Source organism: Flavobacteriales bacterium (assembly GCA_020635855.1).
Classification (GTDB): domain Bacteria; phylum Bacteroidota; class Bacteroidia; order JACJYZ01; family JACJYZ01; genus JACJYZ01.
Genome location: JACJYZ010000002.1, coordinates 221,790 through 240,453, shown reverse-complemented (window position 1 = coordinate 240,453; position 18,664 = coordinate 221,790). Strand labels below are relative to the sequence as shown.

Sequence of the window (18,664 nt, the reverse complement as noted above, 5' to 3'; positions counted from 1 at the left end):
GGACTCAGGAAGCTTTTTCTTGCTGATAACTTTCCAGCCAAGCGATCACCAGGATGGCCAGGAAAAGAGACGCCAGCGTGGAGACCATTACGATCAGCCAGCGAACCGGATATGCCTTTTTATCCGGCAGTACGGGCCGCGTGACCACATTGGCATATGTTTGCTTGCGGTATGCTTCTTTCTCAGCATTCTCCAACTGGTTCTTCAGGTCGAGGTATTCTGTTCTGGCCCTCCAGGCGCGTTCGGAAAGTTCAACAAATTCTCCCCCCTTCTCCTTGAGGTTATCGATCATCTTTCGCATTTCCGTCGTTTCCGCTGAAGCTCCGCGTTGACTGAGCGCCCGATAATACCCCCGGAGTACTTCCTGGGTCTGCACCCCGTAATCCAGCAAACCGTATTGCATCCGAAGTTCCCTCATCCTATGTTCCAGGGTATCCTTCTCCGCGGATTTTTTGTTCATTTCCTCCCGGATGGTGTTCACCACTTCCTCCATCTTCTCCCTGCGCAACGATGCAATCTTCTTGTTGTAAAGGTCGATGATCTTGTTGCACATCTCCAGTGATTTCTCCGGCTCCCTGTCGTATACCTCAATGTTGATGGATTCAAACTCCGTTTTGCTGATGCTCACATTCGAACCATACTCCTTGCGCACCATGGATTTCACCGCCGGGTTATCGGGATCTATTTTGTAACGCTTGACCAGTTCGAAAGCCTTGATCATTTGTTCGGCAATGTCATCCGAACGCAACACCTGGATGGATTGCTCCACCTCCGATTCGCTTCCGAAGGTGGAAATGTTGGCAGGATAAATAACGGCGAACGACTTGTACTTGGGCTCGATGAAGAGAGAAGATGAGAACAGGGTCGACAGGGCGATGGCCAAGGCAGCTACAACCAGCAATTGCACTTTCCATCGGAGCAACAACCCCAGTATATCTTTGTTTCCTAAGCTGTCAACTTCCGGATTATCTTTATTTCGCATGGCGGATTCTCAGCTTTCTCCACTTTTCGATGATGGAGATGGTTAGCACACTCAGCAGGAATGTGGAAAATGTTGATACCAGCACAATCAACCATCGAATGGGGTACTTCTTGTGTTCCGCAGGAACCGCCTTGTTTACAACGAACTTGTAAGGCAAACTCTCTTCCATGTCTACCTTTACCTGTTCGTATTTTTCCTTCAACGCCCCCAAACGTTGGTATTCTTTATACAACTTATCACTCACCGCCACCTGCTGTGCGCCATATTTGGCCAATAGCTTAAACGTCTCATCGATCTCTTTCGCCACCTCCTTCTTCCCCTCGATGAGGGCCTGGGCACGCTGTTCCGTAAGCACTTCTGTTTGTGTCTGGAAATCGTATACACCAAGTGAGCGAAGCCAGGTAATCGTATCTTCCAACGATTTTACCTCGCGCTGCTTTGCAAGATACTCCTTTTCAATGATTGCGAAGGCATCCTTCACACGATCGCTATGGATGCGATGCCTGACCGAGTCGGACAAAGCGGCAATATCATTTGCTATGTCGGCGGCCATACCCGGCTTCTCATCCAGTACCTCAATCCGAACCGACATGAATTCGGTGCGTTCGAACAGGATATTTCCCTCGAACTCCTCGTACAAGCGGGTGTACGGGAAGCGACCGCTTTTATCAATCCCGTAGTGATCCATCAGTTGGTACTTGTCGATGATACGGTTTCGGATCTCATCCGACTGAAGGATCTGCAGCAACTGTTCTACCTGTTCTTCCTCACCGAACTCAAGGATATCACTCTTGGCATCATCACGACCCGAGAGCAATGCCTTGGAGATGGAGTTGGTCTTAACCGGAAATAAGATCACGGAGGAACTGTACTTGTCGTGCACCAGGTAAGAGGCGATGGCGGAAACGATCGCTGCAGCTATGGAAATAAACAGCAACGGGCGAAACCACCTGCCCAGAAACAGCAGCAGGTCACTGGATTCAAAGGCTTCTGAGCCAGTTTCTTTGCCTGTCATTGGTTGATCATTCGGTTAACGGTGGCCAAAGGTATGGATTTATTTGATTGAAGGAACCGGTTGAAACCCGTGTCAACCATACTTCAAAATCCTGTAAAGCATACGAATACTCAGCAGGCCCGTGAGGTAGGAAAGCAACACGCAGGCAACCAGCATACCAACCATGCTGTACAACCAATTGTAGGGCAACTGTGTGCTGAAGTAGCCGAGCACGGCAACCCCTGCAGCAAACAACAACAGCCTGAAAAGAAAAGACCATTTGATCTTGAACCGGAAAACCGATTGCGCAATGATCACCTGTGCCAGGGCCGTGAATACCTGCGTGATGAGGCTGGCATAGGCGGAACCAAGCGCCGCCATTCGGGGAATCAGATAAAGGTTAAGCCCTACATTGATGACAATGCCCAGCAAAGCCATCCCGTTGAGCTGTCTCAGGTTCCCGTTAGCGGTAAGGAGGGTACCGAATATATAGGTAGCGGACACCGCCACAAAGCAGAACATCAATACACCGAAAACACGGGCCGATTCATCCACCCGGTTATGGTACAACATACCCATCAGCTCCTGTCGGTAGAAATAACACGACAGGCCCAGCATGATGGCCGGTACGATCAGCAACCTGACCGAAAGGGTCACGATCTCATCCACCGGTTCATGCATGCGGATCATGCGGGAAAACATCGGCAGCAGGATGACCGCAAACAACATGGCGATCATGTTCGCCGCATCCAGCAAACGAAACCCGGCTGCATAGATACCCGACTGCTCCGCGCCATCAGGCAACAGGCGTTCCAGCATCACCGTATCAAGCCGGTTGTAAAATGACATCAGCAAAACCAGGATGGCGTAGGGCATGCTTTTCTTCACCACAGTCAGCACAAAGGGCCAGTCCCATTTCAGTACCAGTCCGTTCGCCCGTCGCCACACCACCCCCAAGGCTGCCAACGCCGTAAGTCCGTACGCCACGGTCTGCAAGTATACAAAGGTGTGAATGGTAAGCCGGACCCCGGGCACCCATTTGAGCAGAAGCAACCCGCAGAACAGAATCATCAGCGACCGGTCCAGCACACTGATCATGCTGTCGCTTTTAAAAAGATGAAGCCCTGCAATGTTGGAGCGCAGATACAAGGTAAGCGAGATGAGAAACTGGTTAAAGATGAGAAAGATCAACAGTTTCAGCTGGTCGGCGCTGTAGTCGATCGACAACCCGATGACCAGGCTCACGAGCAGGAACAACACCCCCAGCATCAACTTGAACACAAAGAGTCGGGCAACGTATTTGGTCAGAAGCAGGTTGTTCTGCGCAATGCTTCTGTTGTTGTAATTGGTCAGCCCGAAATCCAGCAGGATATTGAAAAGGAAGGAGAAGTTGAACAGGGCGAAATATTCACCGTAAATCTCCGGACCCACTTCATTCTGAACCGCACGGTCGATACCCAGCACCCAGAACGGCTTAATCAGCAGGTTCAGGAACAAGAGTAAAAGCAGGTTGGAAAAAAACTTCTTTTGCATAACAGCCTGTCAACTCGAATAGGTCTCGCAGAAACCCACGTTTGCCGCCCGGATTTTCCCCAAATCAGGGTCCGACAGATTGTCGCACAACTGCGTCTCCGGCCACGACCTCCGTTTCCTTGCGGCCTGCAAACTTACAAAGCGAATCCAATATATCCCATGATATCGTGACGGGATGGCACCTGCAGGTATCTCGGTATTGCAAATTCCCTACCTTTGGCCCTCATCACTCGAAGTTGAAAATCGCCGTCAATACAAGGTTGCTGCTCAAAAATCGCCTGGAAGGCATTGGGTGGTTTACAAAGGAAACCCTGGAACGCATCACGCGTCAGCATCCGGAGCATACCTTTTATTTCCTGTTCGACCGACCGTTTTCCGAAGAATTCATTTTCGCCGACAATGTTCACCCCCTGGTCTTGTCGCCGCAAGCCCGCCATCCGGTGCTGTTTTACATGTGGTTCGAATACTCGGTGACCAGGGCATTGCAGAAAACCGGCGCCGACCTGTTTCTCTCGCCCGACGGCTACCTATCGCTCAGAACAGATACGCCTTCGGTGGCGGTAATCCATGACCTGAACTTTGAACACCGGCCCATGGACCTGCCGTTTGTAGACAGGAAATACTACCATCATTTCTTTCCCCGGTTCGCACATAAGGCACGTCGCATTGCCACCGTGTCGCAATACTCCAAGCAAGACATCATCAATTGCTATGGTGTGGATGAAAACAAAATCGACGTGGTCTATAACGGTGCGAACGAATCGTATGCACCCGTAACCGAAACGGAACGGGAACACATTCGCCAGAAGTACACCGGCGGGAAACCCTACTTCCTGTTCATTGGGGCCCTGCTTCCCAGAAAAAACATCGCCCGGTTGTTCCAGGCATTCGACCTGTTCAAACAGGAAACCGGACTTCCGCATCAGTTGATGATCGTGGGGCAGAAGAAATGGTGGACGGATGAAATGGACAAATGCTATGAGGGAATGACCCATAAATCCGAAGTGGTATTCATGGGAAGGCGCCATCCGGATGAATTGAAATCCTTGCTGGCGGCAGCAGAAGCAATGACGTATGTGCCCCTGTTCGAGGGCTTCGGCATCCCCATCATCGAAGGCATGAGAAGCGGCGTACCGGTCATCTGCTCCGATACCACTTCCATGCCGGAAGTAGCCGGTGATGCCGCATTGCTGATTGACCCCTACTCGATCGAACAAATTAAAGATGCCATGAAAACAATCGCTTCCGACCGGCAGTTGTGGGAACAGATGAGCACAAAAGGTCAGGAACGCGCCCGGATGTTCTCCTGGCAGAAAACCAGCGAAAGGCTGTGGCAATGCCTTGAAAAAACCCTCAACCCGGCGTCGATTGTTACAGAAAAGATTCGGTGACACGAAACTGGAAGCCGGCTGTGACGAAGCCGGACGCGGATGCCTGGCCGGTCCAGTTTTCGCAGCTGCCGTGATCCTTCCGGAAGATTTTGAACATCCCGACCTGGACGACTCCAAAAAGCTGAGTGAAGCAGCCCGCGACAAGCTGCGGCCCTTCATTGAAAAACATGCCCTGAGTTATGCCGTTGGCATGGTGATGCCTGTAGAGATTGACCGGATCAACATCCTCAACGCCTCCTTTCTGGCCATGCACCGGGCGATTGAACAATTGCAAACCCTACCCACATTCCTCCTGATTGACGGAAACAGGTTCAAGCCTTACCCGAACATTCCCCATGAATGCATCATCAAAGGAGACGGGCGCTTTCAAAGCATCGCCGCTGCGTCTGTACTTGCAAAGACTTACCGGGACGCGTACATGAAGCAACTTTCAGAACAATACCCGGCTTATAACTGGCACCGCAACAAAGGATATCCAACAGGCGACCACCGCAACGCCATTGCACGTCACGGACCCACCCGCCATCACCGGAAGTCGTTCACCCTGTTGCCCGCGCAGGGGAAGTTGGCGCTGTAATGCAGGATACTTGTCAAAATAAGTTATAATTTTGAGGGCAAACCGCGACCAAACCTCTTGTTGGATCCGGTCCTTTGCATGCAGAAAACCATCCTCATCATCACCATGTCCGTCCTGCTCGTCGGGATCACCCTGGGTGGTTATCTTTTCTTCAAACAGGAAAGCCAGACCGGACCGGACCCTGTGGAAGCCATTCCGGCTACCGCCTCTTCCGTGATCCTTATTAAGGATGCCGGAGGACTTTACCAGACACTGACGCGTGAAACCACGTTTTGGGACAGCCTGGCCATACACACCGATCTATCATCTGCCGCCACCATGCTCCAAGAGTTGAACAGCATGCTGGAAAACCTGAAAGCAGAAGGATGGGACCACAGCACACCACCTTTGTACTTTTCATTTCACCGGCAGGGAGACACCCAGGCCAAGTGGCTTTTGAGTTGCTCATTCGGCAAATCGAAAACGCTGCTTGAAGCCCTCGACCTGCTTAGACAGAAGGCGGGAAACACATACACATGGAACAAAATTCCAACCGAAGGTGAAACCATCTTTGAAATCCAACACACGAAGAAGAGTGAAAAATTATACGCATGTGCAGCCGGTCCGCTCCTGCTGGTCAGCCGTCATGCGCATTTGATCGAAGCGGGTTTGCGCGCCCTTACTCAAAAGAACGGCCTGTCAAAACAATCGTCCTTCATGACCCTTCGTTCCACCGCGCTGGACAAGGCAGACGCCAGCTTCTTCATGTCTTTGAACGAAGGCAGGTATTGGATGAACCGTTGGTTGAACGATTCAACCGGTGAACTGGGAAGTTTTGTTCCAACGACACAAGGCTGGCTGGAAGCCGACCTCGACCTGCACACCGAAACGTTTCGCCTCTTCGGATTCATGCTACCGGACTCCGGACAAACGACACCCTACCCGAACATCCAGGGACTGGACAACGGCTATCCAAGGTTTGCCGAAGTACTGCCTTCTCAAACCCTTTGTTACGTTACCTTGCAGGGGGAAACCCCCTCCGGATCTTCCGAATGGGAGGGGGGCATGCTGGGCCGGGCCTCCGTGTTAACCGGCGACCATCCGGCATGGATCTCATTCTGGCAAACCGATGATACCGAAGCTGCCTTGCAATCATTGTCCGACGCCAGCGCCCCGTACCTGTACAAGGGCATCTATCCCATCCATCGCTTACGGTCCGACAGCCTCCCGGAAATACTGAAAACATATGCAATGGGACAAAGCAAATGGAAATTCGCTTCCGCCATGAACGACTATGTGCTGCTGGCTGAAGACTCTTCTTCCCTTGCGTTTGTTTTCGACCAGTACGAGGCTGATAATACCCTTCACCGCAACCTACCCTACAATCATTTCCTGGAAAACCTTTCTCCCAGCCAGGCCCTTACTTTGTTTATTCACCTGCCCGGACTGACACAGTGGCTACCCGCTTACACCCGGAAGGATTTCACCGATGACATCCGCGAGAACGAGGGTCTGCTGCAAAGCTTCGATGCCGTTGCCCTGCAAATAAACCCGGAAAAGGAGAAGGTCTACTTCAACCTCACAGGAAAATACCATCCGTACCGTGAGGAGGAAAGATCACGCCCGGTTGCGCACGTGGATGCCAGGCAGGTGGAGCTGGATGCGCCGGTTGCTGCAGGACCTTTCATCTGTAAGAACCATTATGACGGGTCAAGGGAAGTCATCGTTCAGGATGTGCAGAATCAGTTGTACCTGATCAATGCCCGGGGCGAAATCTTGTGGAAGAAATCGCTGCCCGAAAGGATCCTGGGTGAAGTAGAACAGGTAGACCGGTTCAGGAATGGAAAGCTGCAGATGATGTTCAACACACGCACGCAGATATTCCAAATCGATCGCAACGGGAAAGATGTGAAACCCTTCCCGATGACGTTGAACGTTCCGGCCTCCACCGGTATATCGGTATTCGATTATGACAACAAACGGGATTATCGCATCCTGATCCCCGGAGAAACCGGCACGCTGTCGAACATTGATATCGAAGGCAAGCTTACAAAAGGATGGGATTTCCAGAACGCCGGCAATACCTTCAATCACCCGGCAGACCATTTTACACTGGGACGCAAAGACTTCATCACCATCATTGACGCAGAAGGCAAAGTGTTTTTCCTGAACCGGAAAGGAGAACCCAGGTTCACGCTGCCGAACGAAACCCGGGTATCGGTGCGCAACCCACTGTTCTATGATGCAGGGCAGAAATGCATGATCTCCACAGATTCCACGGGGAACGTTATCCGTATCAGGGATGATGGCAGCACCGAAATCACAAGCCTGCCACCTGCCACCTCGCAACATCGTACATCCATCACGGATATCACGGGAGACGGCCTTTGCGAATTCCTGATCATGGACAAACAAAAGTTGCTCACATACAGCCACACGGGTGATCTTCTTTTTGAGTTCACCTTCGATCACCCGATCGATGAAGCACCGTCTGTGTTCTCCTTTTCCAATACCATCAAGAAAATCGGATTGGCAGATAACAAGGGTTCCAAGATATACCTCTTCAACCCCAACGGAAGCGTGGTACCCGGCTTCCCGCTCACAGGCCAGGGTGCATTCCGCATTCAGGACCTGGATCGCGACGGCAGTTTTGAGCTCATTACAAAAGGCACCGACAACAAACTTTTCATCTACACGCTCCCCCAGAACGCGGTGAACTGAACACATTTCGAACGCTTCCGATACCACCCGAAAAGCAAATTCCTGCATTTTGCGAACCTAAGACCACCGGTTACGTAGAATCGCCCATGTTCGAACGAATGCAATGAGAAAATCACCATCAAATCATCTGGCAACACTTGCCATATCCACTGTTCTTCTGGCGGGATGTACACAGGGATACCTGAATGTGGGAGAGCTTCAAAGTCCGGAATGGAACCCACAGTTGGCAGTACCCCTGATCAAAAGTGAACTCACCCTATCGGATGTACTGAGTTCGCTTGACACCACAGGCCTGATCCGCACAGACAGCAGCGGTTTCATCTCCCTCGTATTCGAAGGCAACCTGTCGTCTAACACCGCCCTGGACGTAATTCCCATCGCTGACCAGAGCACAACAAAATCGTTCGTGATGACCGGGCCGGACATCGTGAACCTGCAAACATTCGGCTCCTTCACATTCAATCAGAACATTGATCAATCCTTCCAGGTACAAGGCGATGAAGAACTGGACAGCATCGTATTCAAAACCGCCAAGCTCGAATTCGACATCACGTCCACTTTCCAGCACAGTGCCTCCCTGGTGCTTTCCATACCCGGACTGAAAAAGCAGGGGGTGCCTTTCAACAAAACCGTCTCCCTTGTATACAGCGGCGGAATTCCGGTAACCGTCACCCGCAGTTTCGACCTGGCCGGATACACTTTTGACCTGACCAAAGGCGGCACCACCGTGAACGCATTTGCCATGGGCATGCAACTGACCCTGGTGAACTCCGGGAATCCGGTACTGAACGGAGACCAGGCGGATATAGGAATCAGTTTCAAAGACCTGTCGTTCTCGGGTATATACGGCTATGTCGGGCAACACAACCTTTCATTGGACCAGGATACGGTGACCATCGACATTTTCAAAAACGTACTGGACGGCGAAGTATGGTTCGAAGATCCGCAGATCAACCTGACCGTACACAATTCCTATGGCGCGGAGATATCAGGAACATTCAATGTACTTGAAGCCTATAACAGCACCAAGGGTACCCTGCCCCTGACCGGCAGCGGCATTCCGAATCCACTTGTGTTCAATTATCCTACCCTTGCAGAAGCAGGCCAATCCAAATCCACCGAACTCAAACTCAACAAGAATACCTCCAACATACGTGAGATCATTGCACTGCTTCCCCAATACCTGATCCACCAGATTGATGCATCCGTGAACCCGGGAGGCAAACAGAACTACAACTTCGTATTGGATACAAGTTCGGTTGACATCGACTTCCAGGTGATCCTGCCGCTCTATGGCAGCGCCAACGGATTCGTTCTGAGGGATACCATCGGATTCAGCCTGGATCTGTTCTCGAACGACGAAAGCATGGAGGTTGAAAACCTGCTGTTCAAACTCATTGCAAGCAACGGTTTCCCCATCGATGTGGGCATGCAGGTTTATTTCACGGACAGCCTGTACCACACGCTTGACTCGTTGATTACACCCTACAAGGAAATTCTTCCATCGGCTGCGATCAACAGCGAAGGCAAAGTAGTGTCCCGCACATCCACCACCAGTTACATCGGGTTTGATACCACGCGGATAGCGCATATCACGGAAGCCAAATACATTCTATTGAATGCGGCCATGAATACAGGCAACGGAGGAAACCAATCGGTCAAGTTCTATTCGGATTACGGCCTGGGTATTCAGATGGGCGCACAAGCAAAACTCAAGGTGAAACCATGATCGCCAACAAAAAAATATTTTACCCGGCATTACTGGCTGTGATGCTGATAGGAACCGGCGCCAGGGCCCAAAGAAGCTTGTTGTTGAACTTCTGCGATTATATGCCGGCATCCATCCAAACCAACCCGTCGTTCTTCCCAAAGAACAAGATGTTCATCGGTCTGCCTGTTTTGTCTTCTATCTATATGAAAACAGGAACCAACAAGTTTGTGTACAGTGATCTCATCCGCTACAATGACATGGCCGAACTGGCCCTGGACCCGGATAACTTCATTTCCCGCCTCAAGCCACTGAACCTGCTGTCGGTCAACTTCGAAACCGATTTACTCTCGGGAGGAATGCGCCTCGGCAACTATTACATCAGTGGGTTCATCACCGAACGGATCGATTTTCATTTTGCTTTCCCCAAGGAAATGATGGAACTGGCCTACTATGGAAACGGTCATTTTCTCAACGAGACGGTGAACATGGACAACATCGGGCTTAACGTGAGTCATTTCAGGGATTATTCACTTGGGATTGCCCGGAAGTTCGACAAACTGGATGTAGGCGCCCGGTTCAGAATCCTCTATGGCATGGCCAATGTGACCACCCAAAAGAGCCACCTGAGCCTTTTCACCGACAGCACCGGCATTTACGATGTAACGGCAGCCACCGATTTCCAAATCAACACCTCCCTGCCTGATTTCGATGACGACCTGGATCCGCTTGATTACCTGGCCAACACCCGCAACAAAGGATACGCTTTCGATTTCGGGGGCACATACAGGCTCAACGACAAATTCACGTTCGCCCTCAGCGCAGTGGACCTGGGGTATATTTATTGGAAAGACAACATCAAGGACTATATCAGCAACGGATCGTTCACCTTCAGCGGATTTGATATCAGCAACTTTGTTACCGAAGACAATTCCGACGAGGATCCGTTCCAGTCGATCCTTGACTCTGCGAGCGATGCTTTCGAAGTCACCGACACCGTGATCAACTATCAAACGCATATGGCGCCGCGGCTTTACGCCAGTACCACATACAACCTGAGTGAGGGCAACCGGGTGGGCTTTTTGTACTCCGCTGAATTTTACAACCGCCGGATGTATCCGTCGTTCACATTGTACTTCTGTCAGGAAAATGACAACATTCTGAATTCAATGCTGAGCTATTCGGTCATCAATGGTGATTTCAAAAATCTGGGCGCCGGTTCAACGGTGCGTCTCGGACCGCTGCAAACCTATCTGCTGGTGGATAACCTCATAGGATTGTTGTATCCGCAACATACCCGGATGTTGCATGTCAAACTCGGCATGCACCTCACTTTCGGCACGAAAAAATACCGTGGTGAAAAATCAAACAGGGATGATGAATTTGCTCCCTCCGAAGGAGAATAGACGTCAGCTACTTCCTGGGTTTTTTCAAATGAATCAGCTGGCCGGTTGTCAGGACTTCTCCGGCCCGGATATCGTTGTATTTCAGCAGATGCTTTTCCTTCACACCGAACTGTTGTGAAATGTCATGGAGGGATTCCCCTTCCTTGACGGCATACGTTTCCTGCGTGGCTTTCCGCCGTTTCGGTTTGATGTAAACCCGCTCCCCTTCAGCCAATACATGATCTTTCGGGAGATCATTGTACCGTATGAGCTGCCAGATCTCCATGTCCATATCGGAAGCGATCCGGTAAAAAGTGTCTCCCTTGCGTGCAACTATAAACGGTGTGTTGTTCACATACGAAAGTTGTCTGCGGCTACCCAGCTCCACTTCTGAAATGATCTCACTGCCTCCTTCGTTGCTGATCTTGTGTTTCCGGCTTCTATTTTCCTTGCGCGTTTTGGAAGTTTCCTTGGCCTGTTTGGTTTCCTTGGCGAGCACCGGCGGGGTTTTGAGTCCCTGCGCAATGGCAACTTCATCGTACTGCTGAAGTCCGTTCTCTTCGATGATATGAATCAGGCGGGCGGCATACTGCGGGTTGGTGGCATAGCCGGCTTGCTTCAGCCCTTTCGCCCATCCTTTGTAGTCAGTCACCGACAAATCAAAAAGGAAAGCATAACGCTGCTTCCCCCGAAGGAATGCGGCATGGTCGTGGTATGAATCCAGCACGCTGCGGTATTTCCGGAAGCATTCGTGTTTCTGGTCGTCGTCTTCATGGATGGTGGGACCATCCCAATCGCTGTGGCACTTGATCCCGAAGTGGTTGTTCCCTTCCATGGCGAGGCGACTGTTTCCGTTACCGGATTCCAGCATGCCCTGGGCCAGGGTGATACTTGCCGGCACACCCATCTCAATCATGTTGGTGATGGCCATGTCTTTGTATCGGGTGATGTAGTCGGAGGCGGTCAGGGGTTGTCCTTCCGCCATAACACGTGCACCCAGGATCCATACCAGGCACAACGATATGAACGCTTGCTTTTTCATTCCAACTTATAAAGTTAGTTCCCCTCAATTGCAGTAGCTATAAGGTGTGCGGGCATTTTTCCACATCAGGCTGTTGATTTCAATCAGGGAATCCTGATTCCGAACCGTTCCCTGAACCCATTCCATCCCTGCAATCCTCCGGTGTGAATCGCCAACACACGACTCCCCGGAGGAACCACATCTTTCCGGATCAGGTCGAACAAACCGTACATCATCTTGGAGGTATACACCGGATCCAGGAGGATACCGGTATGTTGCCTGAAGGATCGGATGAAGTCGATTAACTCCGGGGTCCACCTGGCAAATCCCCCGAAATGATAGGCGTCCCACACCTGCCATCGGGGAATGACAGCCTTTTCCGGAGAGCGCTCAATGAACGACTGCACGCGACTCCCAAGGTTCTTGTCACCTTTTAACGCAGAAAAACCCCAGACCTGCACATCAGGAAGTACTGCACATAAGAGTCCGGCCAGGGTTGTGCCGGTTCCGCAGGGTGTTGCCAGTATATCAAATTCCTGACCCAACTCTTCAACAATCCCGGCCACGCCTGTCAGAGCCAATGGGTCTGAACCACCTTCAGGTATAACAAATGCATGGGGATGGGCCGATTGCAACTCAGCGAGCCAGTCCGCCTCATTCCGTTGTCTGTAAACACTCCGTTCCACGAACTTCAGTTTCATGCCGTTCGCACGCGCAGCCGTCAGGGTGGCATTCTCTGCAGAAACCGCATCCCCACGAATGATCCCCACGGTAGGTACTTGCAACATCCTCCCGGCGGCGGCCAATGCAGCAATGTGGTTGGAATAAGCGCCCCCGAGCGACAACAGTTCCGACTTACCGCTTTCCTGGAAAGCCTCAAGGAACGGAAGCAACTTCCGCCATTTGTTTCCCGACACTTCCGGATGGATCAGGTCATCGCGTTTCATGAAAAGCCGGATGCCTTTCATGGATACGTCGGGATGAAATATCTGCGTTAACGGACTGGGGAGCAAGGGTTCCTCCATGGACCGGAAAGGTACGATTTTGCAAATCTTCGTACCTTCATACCATGAATTCCGATGATCGTTTTACGAGGCTTGACCCGGAAGATTATTACCATTCCCCGGAGGGCTACCTGGTTTTTACCGAAGCCTATCACCTGAAAAGGGGATACTGTTGTCAGAATGGTTGTAAACATTGTCCGTACGGTTTCAACAAACCGTCGCACACAACCCGGAATAACAACGCGTCACCTCAGGAATGAAAACGGCATAAACCTTGTGATGAACAGACAAATGATCAGAAAGAACCTATCCTTCAGACCCGCCCTTTGGCTGATCTTGATTCTGGCCGCAGCCCTGCAGTCGTGTCAGCCCGAAGACAACAACCCCGATAACGGCAGCACCGACAACCGCGACAAATTCACCGGAACCTGGCATGTTTCCGAAAACAGCCAGGTTTATGGCACATCCGCCTACGACATCAACCTGCTCAAGAAAGGCAGTGATACCCTGATGACCATCGAAAACTTCTACAACCTGAATTTCTCTAACAAAGTAACCGTATCGCTCAATGGTTCGGGTACGGCCTTCAACATACCGGTACAGGTGGTATCGGGCCACACCATCAGCGGGAGCGGCCAGGTAACCGGCTCCTCTTCCATCCACTGGAACTACACGGTGAACGACGGCGGAGGCGATGACATCGTTACCGCCAACTATTCCAAATAACGTTTCCCGGTCAGGGCGATATAAAACGGGTTCCTAAAGCACCGGGGGATCTGATAGTCATTTATCCGAAAAGGGGCTTTAAAAGGCGCAATTTTATTTTACATTTGTAGGCCAAAATAAAACGGGCCAATATATTTTTGTTTTATGGGAAAAGTTGCCGAAAAGAAGAAGAGCCAGGTCTTTGATAAGAAGACTTATGTTGAGTGGTATGAGATCATGCTGCTCATGCGCAGGTTTGAAGAGAAGTCGAACCAACTCTACATCCAGCAAAAATTCGGAGGTTTCTGTCACCTGTATATAGGACAGGAAGCGGTTGCAGCCGGCACCATGTCGGCGATCGAAAAGGATGACAACATCATTACAGCCTACCGTGATCATGCCTTGCCCATGATCAAAGGCCTGGAAAGCAAATACATCATGGCCGAACTGTATGCCAGGGCCACCGGCTGTTCCAAAGGAAAAGGCGGTTCCATGCATATGTTCTCCAAACAACATCGCTTTTTCGGCGGCCACGGAATCGTAGGTGGTCAGATTCCCCTGGGAGCAGGCATCGCGTTTGCGGAAAAATACCAGGGCACAAAAAATATCACCCTGTGTTTCATGGGAGATGGTGCCATCCGCCAGGGTGCATACCACGAAACCCTGAACATGGCCATGACCTGGAAACTCCCGGTCATCTTCATCATCGAAAACAACAACTACGCCATGGGCACATCGGTTGCCCGCCAGTCCAACGTGGTTGACCTGTACAAGACCGGGCATGCCTATGAAATGCCTTCCAAGCCGGTGGATGGAATGACCTGTGAAGCGGTGCACGAAGCCATCGCCGAGGCAGCGGACCGGGCTCGCAAGGGAGAAGGTCCTACCCTCCTGGAAATGAAAACATACCGGTACAAAGGCCACTCGATGTCTGACCCTCAGAAGTACCGGACCAAGGAAGAAGTGGAAAAGTACAAATCCATTGACCCCGTGGAAATGGTACTGAACACCATCAAGGAAAAGAAGTACGCCACCGACAAGGAAATCGAAGCGATTGTGAAACGCGTGAACGAAGAAGTGGACGCAGCGGTTAAGTTTGCCGAAGAGTCTCCCTTCCCGGATCCTTCGGAACTGTACCAGGACGTGTACGTGCAAAAAGATTATCCCTTCATCATTGAATAACGCCCGATAGAGTAAATACTGCGCAAAATGGCTGAGATCGTTAGAATGCCCAAACTGAGTGACACCATGACCGAAGGTGTGGTGGCCGAGTGGCATAAAAAAGTGGGTGATGTAGTCAAATCCGGTGACCTGCTCGCCGAAATTGAAACTGACAAAGCCACCATGGAGTTTGAATCTTTCCAGGACGGCGTGCTGCTGCACATCGGCGTGGAAAAAGGAAAAGCAGCACCGGTAGACAGTGTGCTGGCCATCCTGGGCGAAAAAGGCGAGAACATTGACGCCATCCTCGAAGAAGAAAAGAAAAACGCACAAAAAGCTGCGGAAGCAGCCCCCCCTGCCGAAGAAAAACCGGCACCCAAATCAGAACCGGCACCGGCCAAACCTGCAACACCTGCGCCGGCGTCCACACCCGCACCAGCTGCAAAACCCGCCACCACCACCGTGGTGAGCATGCCAGCTGCCAGCAACGGCAAGATCAAAGTATCTCCCCTGGCCCGCACCATGGCCAAGGAAAAAGGCATCAATCTGGCGCTCGTGAAAGGTTCCGGCGATTACGGCCGCATCATCAAACGTGACATTGAGAACTTCACACCAGGCGGTGCCATGGCATTCACCGGTCGTGAAAGTTACCGCGAGGAAGCCGTGTCACAAATGAGAAAGACCATTGCAAGGCGACTGGCGGAAAGCAAATTCTCGGCCCCGCACTTCTACCTCACCATGGAAATTGACATGGATGCCGTGATGCAGGCGCGTAAATCCGTGAATGAGATAAGCCCCGTGAAGATCTCCTTCAATGATTTCGTGATCAAAGCGGTTTCCGCCGCGCTGAAAAAACACCCGAAAGTGAACTCATCCTGGCAGGGCGATACCATCCGCTACAACGACCACGTGCACATCGGCGTGGCGGTGGCCGTGGATGAAGGCCTGCTGGTACCTGTGGTGCGCTTCGCCGACGGCAAAACCCTGTCGCAAATCTCCACCGAAGTAAAGGAATACGCCGAAAAGGCCCGCAACAAAAAACTGCAGCCCGAAGACTGGGAAGGCAACACTTTCACCATCTCCAACCTGGGCATGTATGGCATCGAGGAATTCACCGCCATCATCAATCCGCCGGATGCATGCATCCTGGCCATTGGCGGAATCAAATCAGTTCCCGTTGTGAAGAACGGTCAAGTGGTACCCGGCAACACCATGAAAGTTACCCTATCCTGTGACCACAGGGTGGTAGACGGTGTAACCGGTTCCGAATTCCTTCTAACCGTGAAGAATTTGTTGGAAAACCCCGTCGTACTGCTGGGCGCATACTCCATCTGAACCCCGCATGGAAAACGGGAAAGATACCTCAACGAGTTCTTTCCTGTCCACACCCATTGAGTACCTGAAAGGTGTCGGACCTCAGCGGGCCGATACCCTCAAGAAGCAGATGCAGATCTTCATATTTGAAGACCTGTTGTACCTCTTCCCTTTCCGGTATATCGACCGTACCCGCTTTTATCCGGTCAAACAATTGCATGCCGACCTGCCCTACGTGCAGATGAAAGGCCAGATCCTTTCCTTCCAGTCGGTCGGACAGGGCCGCACAAAACGCCTGACCGCCAAGTTCGGTGATGATACCGGACAAGTGGACCTGGTGTGGTTCCAGGGCGTGAAATGGATCCAGGAAAAACTTCGCAAGAACGAAACCTACATCCTGTTCGGAAAGCCCTCACTCTATAAGAACACCCTGAACATTGCACACCCCGAACTGGAAACACTTGACGAATTCAAGAACTCACCTGCCGGCACCTTACAAGCCGTATATCCCAGCACCGAACTAATGAAACGCAAGGGTCTTGACAGCAAAGGCATCTGGAAATTACAACGCAACCTGTTCGAGCAGATCCGCGGCCACATCCCCGAAAACCTTCCCGCCGCAGTAAGGAGCGCCTATCATTTCCCATCGAGGGAAGAAGCCTTCCGTTCAATTCACTTCCCCGAAAATGCAGAGGAATGCAGCAAAGCCCAAAAGCGGTTGAAGTTCGAGGAACTGTTTTTCATCCAACTGCGCCTACTCAAAATCAAAACCCAACGAAGCCTGGAGAACAAAGGAATTGTCTTCGGTCATGTGGGCGAACTCTTCCACACCTTCTACAAAGAACACCTGCCCTTCTCTTTAACGGAAGCCCAGAAAAGGGTGATCCGTGAAATCCGGCAGGACATGGGAAGCGGCCACCAGATGAACCGGCTGTTACAGGGAGATGTGGGAAGTGGAAAAACCATGGTGGCCCTGCTTTCTATGCTGATCGCGCTGGACAACGGATACCAGGCCGCACTGATGGCACCCACCGAAATTCTGGCCATTCAACATGCCAACACCCTCCACCGGCAGTTGGAATCGATGGGCATTCAAACCGCACTGCTCACCGGGTCCACACGTAAAAAGGCACGCACCGAGATCCTGGCTGGCATCGCCGACGGATCCATTCGCATCCTGATCGGAACACATGCACTCCTCGAAGACCCTGTGGTGTTCCAAAAACTTGGCCTGGTGGTCATCGACGAACAACATCGCTTCGGGGTGGCACAACGTGCGAAACTTTGGCAGAAGGGAAATCATCCGCCACACATCCTTGTAATGACCGCCACGCCCATCCCAAGAACGCTTGCCATGACCCTGTACGGCGACCTTGATACGTCGGTGATCGATGAGTTGCCCCCGGGACGGAAACCCATCAAAACTACACACAGGTACGACTCCAGCCGGCTGGCAGTATTTGGTTTCATCCGGGATGAGATTGCAAAAGGCAGGCAGGTGTACATCGTATACCCCCTTATCCAGGAATCTGAAACGCAAGACTACAAAGACCTGGAAGACGGATTTGAAAGCATCCAGAAAGCATTCCCCCTTCCAACCTACCGGGTAAGCATTGTACATGGAAAAATGAAACCGGCAGACAAAGACATGGAAATGCAACGGTTCGCAAAGGGAGAAACACAAATCATGGTGGCCACCACGGTGATTGAAGTGGGAGTGGATGTGCCCAACGCATCCGTCATGGTGATCGAAAGCGCCGAACGCTTCGGCCTGTCACAGCTGCACCAGCTGCGCGGACGTGTGGGGCGGGGTGCCGAACATTCCTACTGCATCCTGATGACAGGAAACAAATTATCGGAAGATGCACGCACCCGTATCAAAACCATGGTGGGCACACAAGACGGCTTCAAAGTAGCCCAGGTAGACCTGGAACTCCGGGGCCCCGGTGACCTCAGCGGCACCCAGCAAAGCGGCATGCCAACACTGAAGATTGCTGACCTGGTGAAAGATCAGAACATCCTGGAACATGCCAGGCAATGGGCCGGCAAGATACTCGCCGACGATCCGAACCTGGCAACACCCGCACATCAATCTACCGCCGAAGCATTGCGACACCACGAAAAACGCAATCCGAACTGGAGCATGATCAGCTGAGGACCGCCATTCTTCGTGTTTTCTTACCTTTGAC

General features: G+C 51.6%; 15 protein-coding genes. 10 read left to right on the top strand and 5 right to left on the bottom strand.

Translation table 11 applies throughout. The features are described 5' to 3' along the window. Nucleotides 1-4 precede the first annotated feature (4 nt). The 3 genes from H6585_00965 to H6585_00955 form a co-directional block, all read right to left on the bottom strand. A complete protein-coding gene (locus tag H6585_00965; protein ID MCB9446897.1) occupies nt 5-982 on the bottom strand; it encodes a hypothetical protein in 978 nt (325 codons plus the stop codon). Then, nucleotides 972-1,997 (bottom strand): hypothetical protein, encoded by a 1,026-nt coding sequence (locus H6585_00960; GenBank protein MCB9446896.1) that lies wholly within the window; start codon nt 1,995-1,997, stop codon nt 972-974. The genes H6585_00965 and H6585_00960 overlap by 11 nt, the downstream gene beginning before the upstream one ends. A gap of 72 nt (nt 1,998-2,069) precedes the next feature. After that, nucleotides 2,070-3,509, bottom strand: coding sequence for an oligosaccharide flippase family protein (locus tag H6585_00955; GenBank protein MCB9446895.1), 1,440 nt, complete (start codon nt 3,507-3,509; stop codon nt 2,070-2,072). Between the two features lie 236 nt (nt 3,510-3,745). Here H6585_00955 and H6585_00950 point away from each other — a divergent pair, with 236 nt between their 5' ends. From H6585_00950 to H6585_00930, 5 genes are all read left to right on the top strand, one after another. Beyond that, the gene (locus H6585_00950; GenBank protein ID MCB9446894.1) at nt 3,746-4,900 is read left to right on the top strand and encodes a glycosyltransferase family 4 protein; all 1,155 of its coding nucleotides are present in this window, start codon (nt 3,746-3,748) and stop codon (nt 4,898-4,900) included. After that, entirely contained in the window at nt 4,878-5,477 is a 600-nt protein-coding gene (locus tag H6585_00945) for a ribonuclease HII (protein MCB9446893.1), read from the top strand. The genes H6585_00950 and H6585_00945 overlap by 23 nt, the downstream gene beginning before the upstream one ends. A 78-nt stretch (nt 5,478-5,555) precedes the next feature. Continuing rightward, entirely contained in the window at nt 5,556-8,177 is a 2,622-nt protein-coding gene (locus H6585_00940; GenBank protein ID MCB9446892.1) for a hypothetical protein, read from the top strand. A 103-nt stretch (nt 8,178-8,280) separates the two neighbouring features. Further along, the gene (locus H6585_00935) at nt 8,281-9,906 is read left to right on the top strand and encodes a hypothetical protein (protein ID MCB9446891.1); all 1,626 of its coding nucleotides are present in this window, start codon (nt 8,281-8,283) and stop codon (nt 9,904-9,906) included. Beyond that, nucleotides 9,903-11,291, top strand: a complete 1,389-nt coding sequence (locus H6585_00930; protein ID MCB9446890.1) for a hypothetical protein — start codon at nt 9,903-9,905, stop codon at nt 11,289-11,291. Before H6585_00935 ends, H6585_00930 begins: the two co-directional genes overlap by 4 nt. Nucleotides 11,292-11,298: 7 nt before the next feature. Here the strand turns inward: H6585_00930 and H6585_00925 are convergent, their stop codons facing one another. Next, nucleotides 11,299-12,312, bottom strand: coding sequence for a glucosaminidase domain-containing protein (locus H6585_00925; GenBank protein ID MCB9446889.1), 1,014 nt, complete (start codon nt 12,310-12,312; stop codon nt 11,299-11,301). A gap of 83 nt (nt 12,313-12,395) precedes the next feature. Continuing rightward, a complete protein-coding gene (locus tag H6585_00920; GenBank protein MCB9446888.1) occupies nt 12,396-13,316 on the bottom strand; it encodes a 1-aminocyclopropane-1-carboxylate deaminase/D-cysteine desulfhydrase in 921 nt (306 codons plus the stop codon). Between the two features lie 44 nt (nt 13,317-13,360). Here H6585_00920 and H6585_00915 point away from each other — a divergent pair, with 44 nt between their 5' ends. The 5 genes from H6585_00915 (at nt 13,361) to recG (ending at nt 18,630) form a co-directional block, all read left to right on the top strand. Continuing rightward, on the top strand, nt 13,361-13,555 hold the full coding sequence (locus tag H6585_00915) for a hypothetical protein (protein MCB9446887.1): 195 nt from the start codon (nt 13,361-13,363) through the stop codon (nt 13,553-13,555). Between the two features lie 19 nt (nt 13,556-13,574). Continuing rightward, nucleotides 13,575-14,021 (top strand): hypothetical protein, encoded by a 447-nt coding sequence (locus H6585_00910; GenBank protein ID MCB9446886.1) that lies wholly within the window; start codon nt 13,575-13,577, stop codon nt 14,019-14,021. 144 nt (nt 14,022-14,165) lie between these two features. Then, complete coding sequence (pdhA, locus tag H6585_00905) at nt 14,166-15,182, top strand: pyruvate dehydrogenase (acetyl-transferring) E1 component subunit alpha (protein ID MCB9446885.1); 1,017 nt, start codon at nt 14,166-14,168, stop codon at nt 15,180-15,182. A gap of 27 nt (nt 15,183-15,209) precedes the next feature. After that, nucleotides 15,210-16,496, top strand: coding sequence for a pyruvate dehydrogenase complex dihydrolipoamide acetyltransferase (locus H6585_00900; GenBank protein MCB9446884.1), 1,287 nt, complete (start codon nt 15,210-15,212; stop codon nt 16,494-16,496). Between the two features lie 7 nt (nt 16,497-16,503). Further along, complete coding sequence (gene recG / locus H6585_00895) at nt 16,504-18,630, top strand: ATP-dependent DNA helicase RecG (GenBank protein ID MCB9446883.1); 2,127 nt, start codon at nt 16,504-16,506, stop codon at nt 18,628-18,630. Nucleotides 18,631-18,664: the final 34 nt, after the last annotated feature.

Bases quoted from the DNA above. Each gene is read 5' to 3' on its own strand.
- H6585_00955 (MCB9446895.1), bottom strand. From the start codon at position 3,509: ATGCAAAAGAAGTTTTTTTCCAACCTGCTTTTACTCTTGTTCCTGAAC.
- H6585_00930 (MCB9446890.1), top strand. From the start codon at position 9,903: ATGATCGCCAACAAAAAAATATTTTACCCGGCATTACTGGCTGTGATG.
- recG (MCB9446883.1), top strand. From the start codon at position 16,504: ATGGAAAACGGGAAAGATACCTCAACGAGTTCTTTCCTGTCCACACCC.
- H6585_00900 (MCB9446884.1), top strand. From the start codon at position 15,210: ATGGCTGAGATCGTTAGAATGCCCAAACTGAGTGACACCATGACCGAA.
- H6585_00915 (MCB9446887.1), top strand. From the start codon at position 13,361: ATGAATTCCGATGATCGTTTTACGAGGCTTGACCCGGAAGATTATTAC.
- pdhA (MCB9446885.1), top strand. From the start codon at position 14,166: ATGGGAAAAGTTGCCGAAAAGAAGAAGAGCCAGGTCTTTGATAAGAAG.
- H6585_00935 (MCB9446891.1), top strand. From the start codon at position 8,281: ATGAGAAAATCACCATCAAATCATCTGGCAACACTTGCCATATCCACT.
- H6585_00910 (MCB9446886.1), top strand. From the start codon at position 13,575: ATGAACAGACAAATGATCAGAAAGAACCTATCCTTCAGACCCGCCCTT.
- H6585_00925 (MCB9446889.1), bottom strand. From the start codon at position 12,312: ATGAAAAAGCAAGCGTTCATATCGTTGTGCCTGGTATGGATCCTGGGT.
- H6585_00920 (MCB9446888.1), bottom strand. From the start codon at position 13,316: ATGGAGGAACCCTTGCTCCCCAGTCCGTTAACGCAGATATTTCATCCC.
- H6585_00960 (MCB9446896.1), bottom strand. From the start codon at position 1,997: ATGACAGGCAAAGAAACTGGCTCAGAAGCCTTTGAATCCAGTGACCTG.
- H6585_00965 (MCB9446897.1), bottom strand. From the start codon at position 982: ATGCGAAATAAAGATAATCCGGAAGTTGACAGCTTAGGAAACAAAGAT.
- H6585_00940 (MCB9446892.1), top strand. From the start codon at position 5,556: ATGCAGAAAACCATCCTCATCATCACCATGTCCGTCCTGCTCGTCGGG.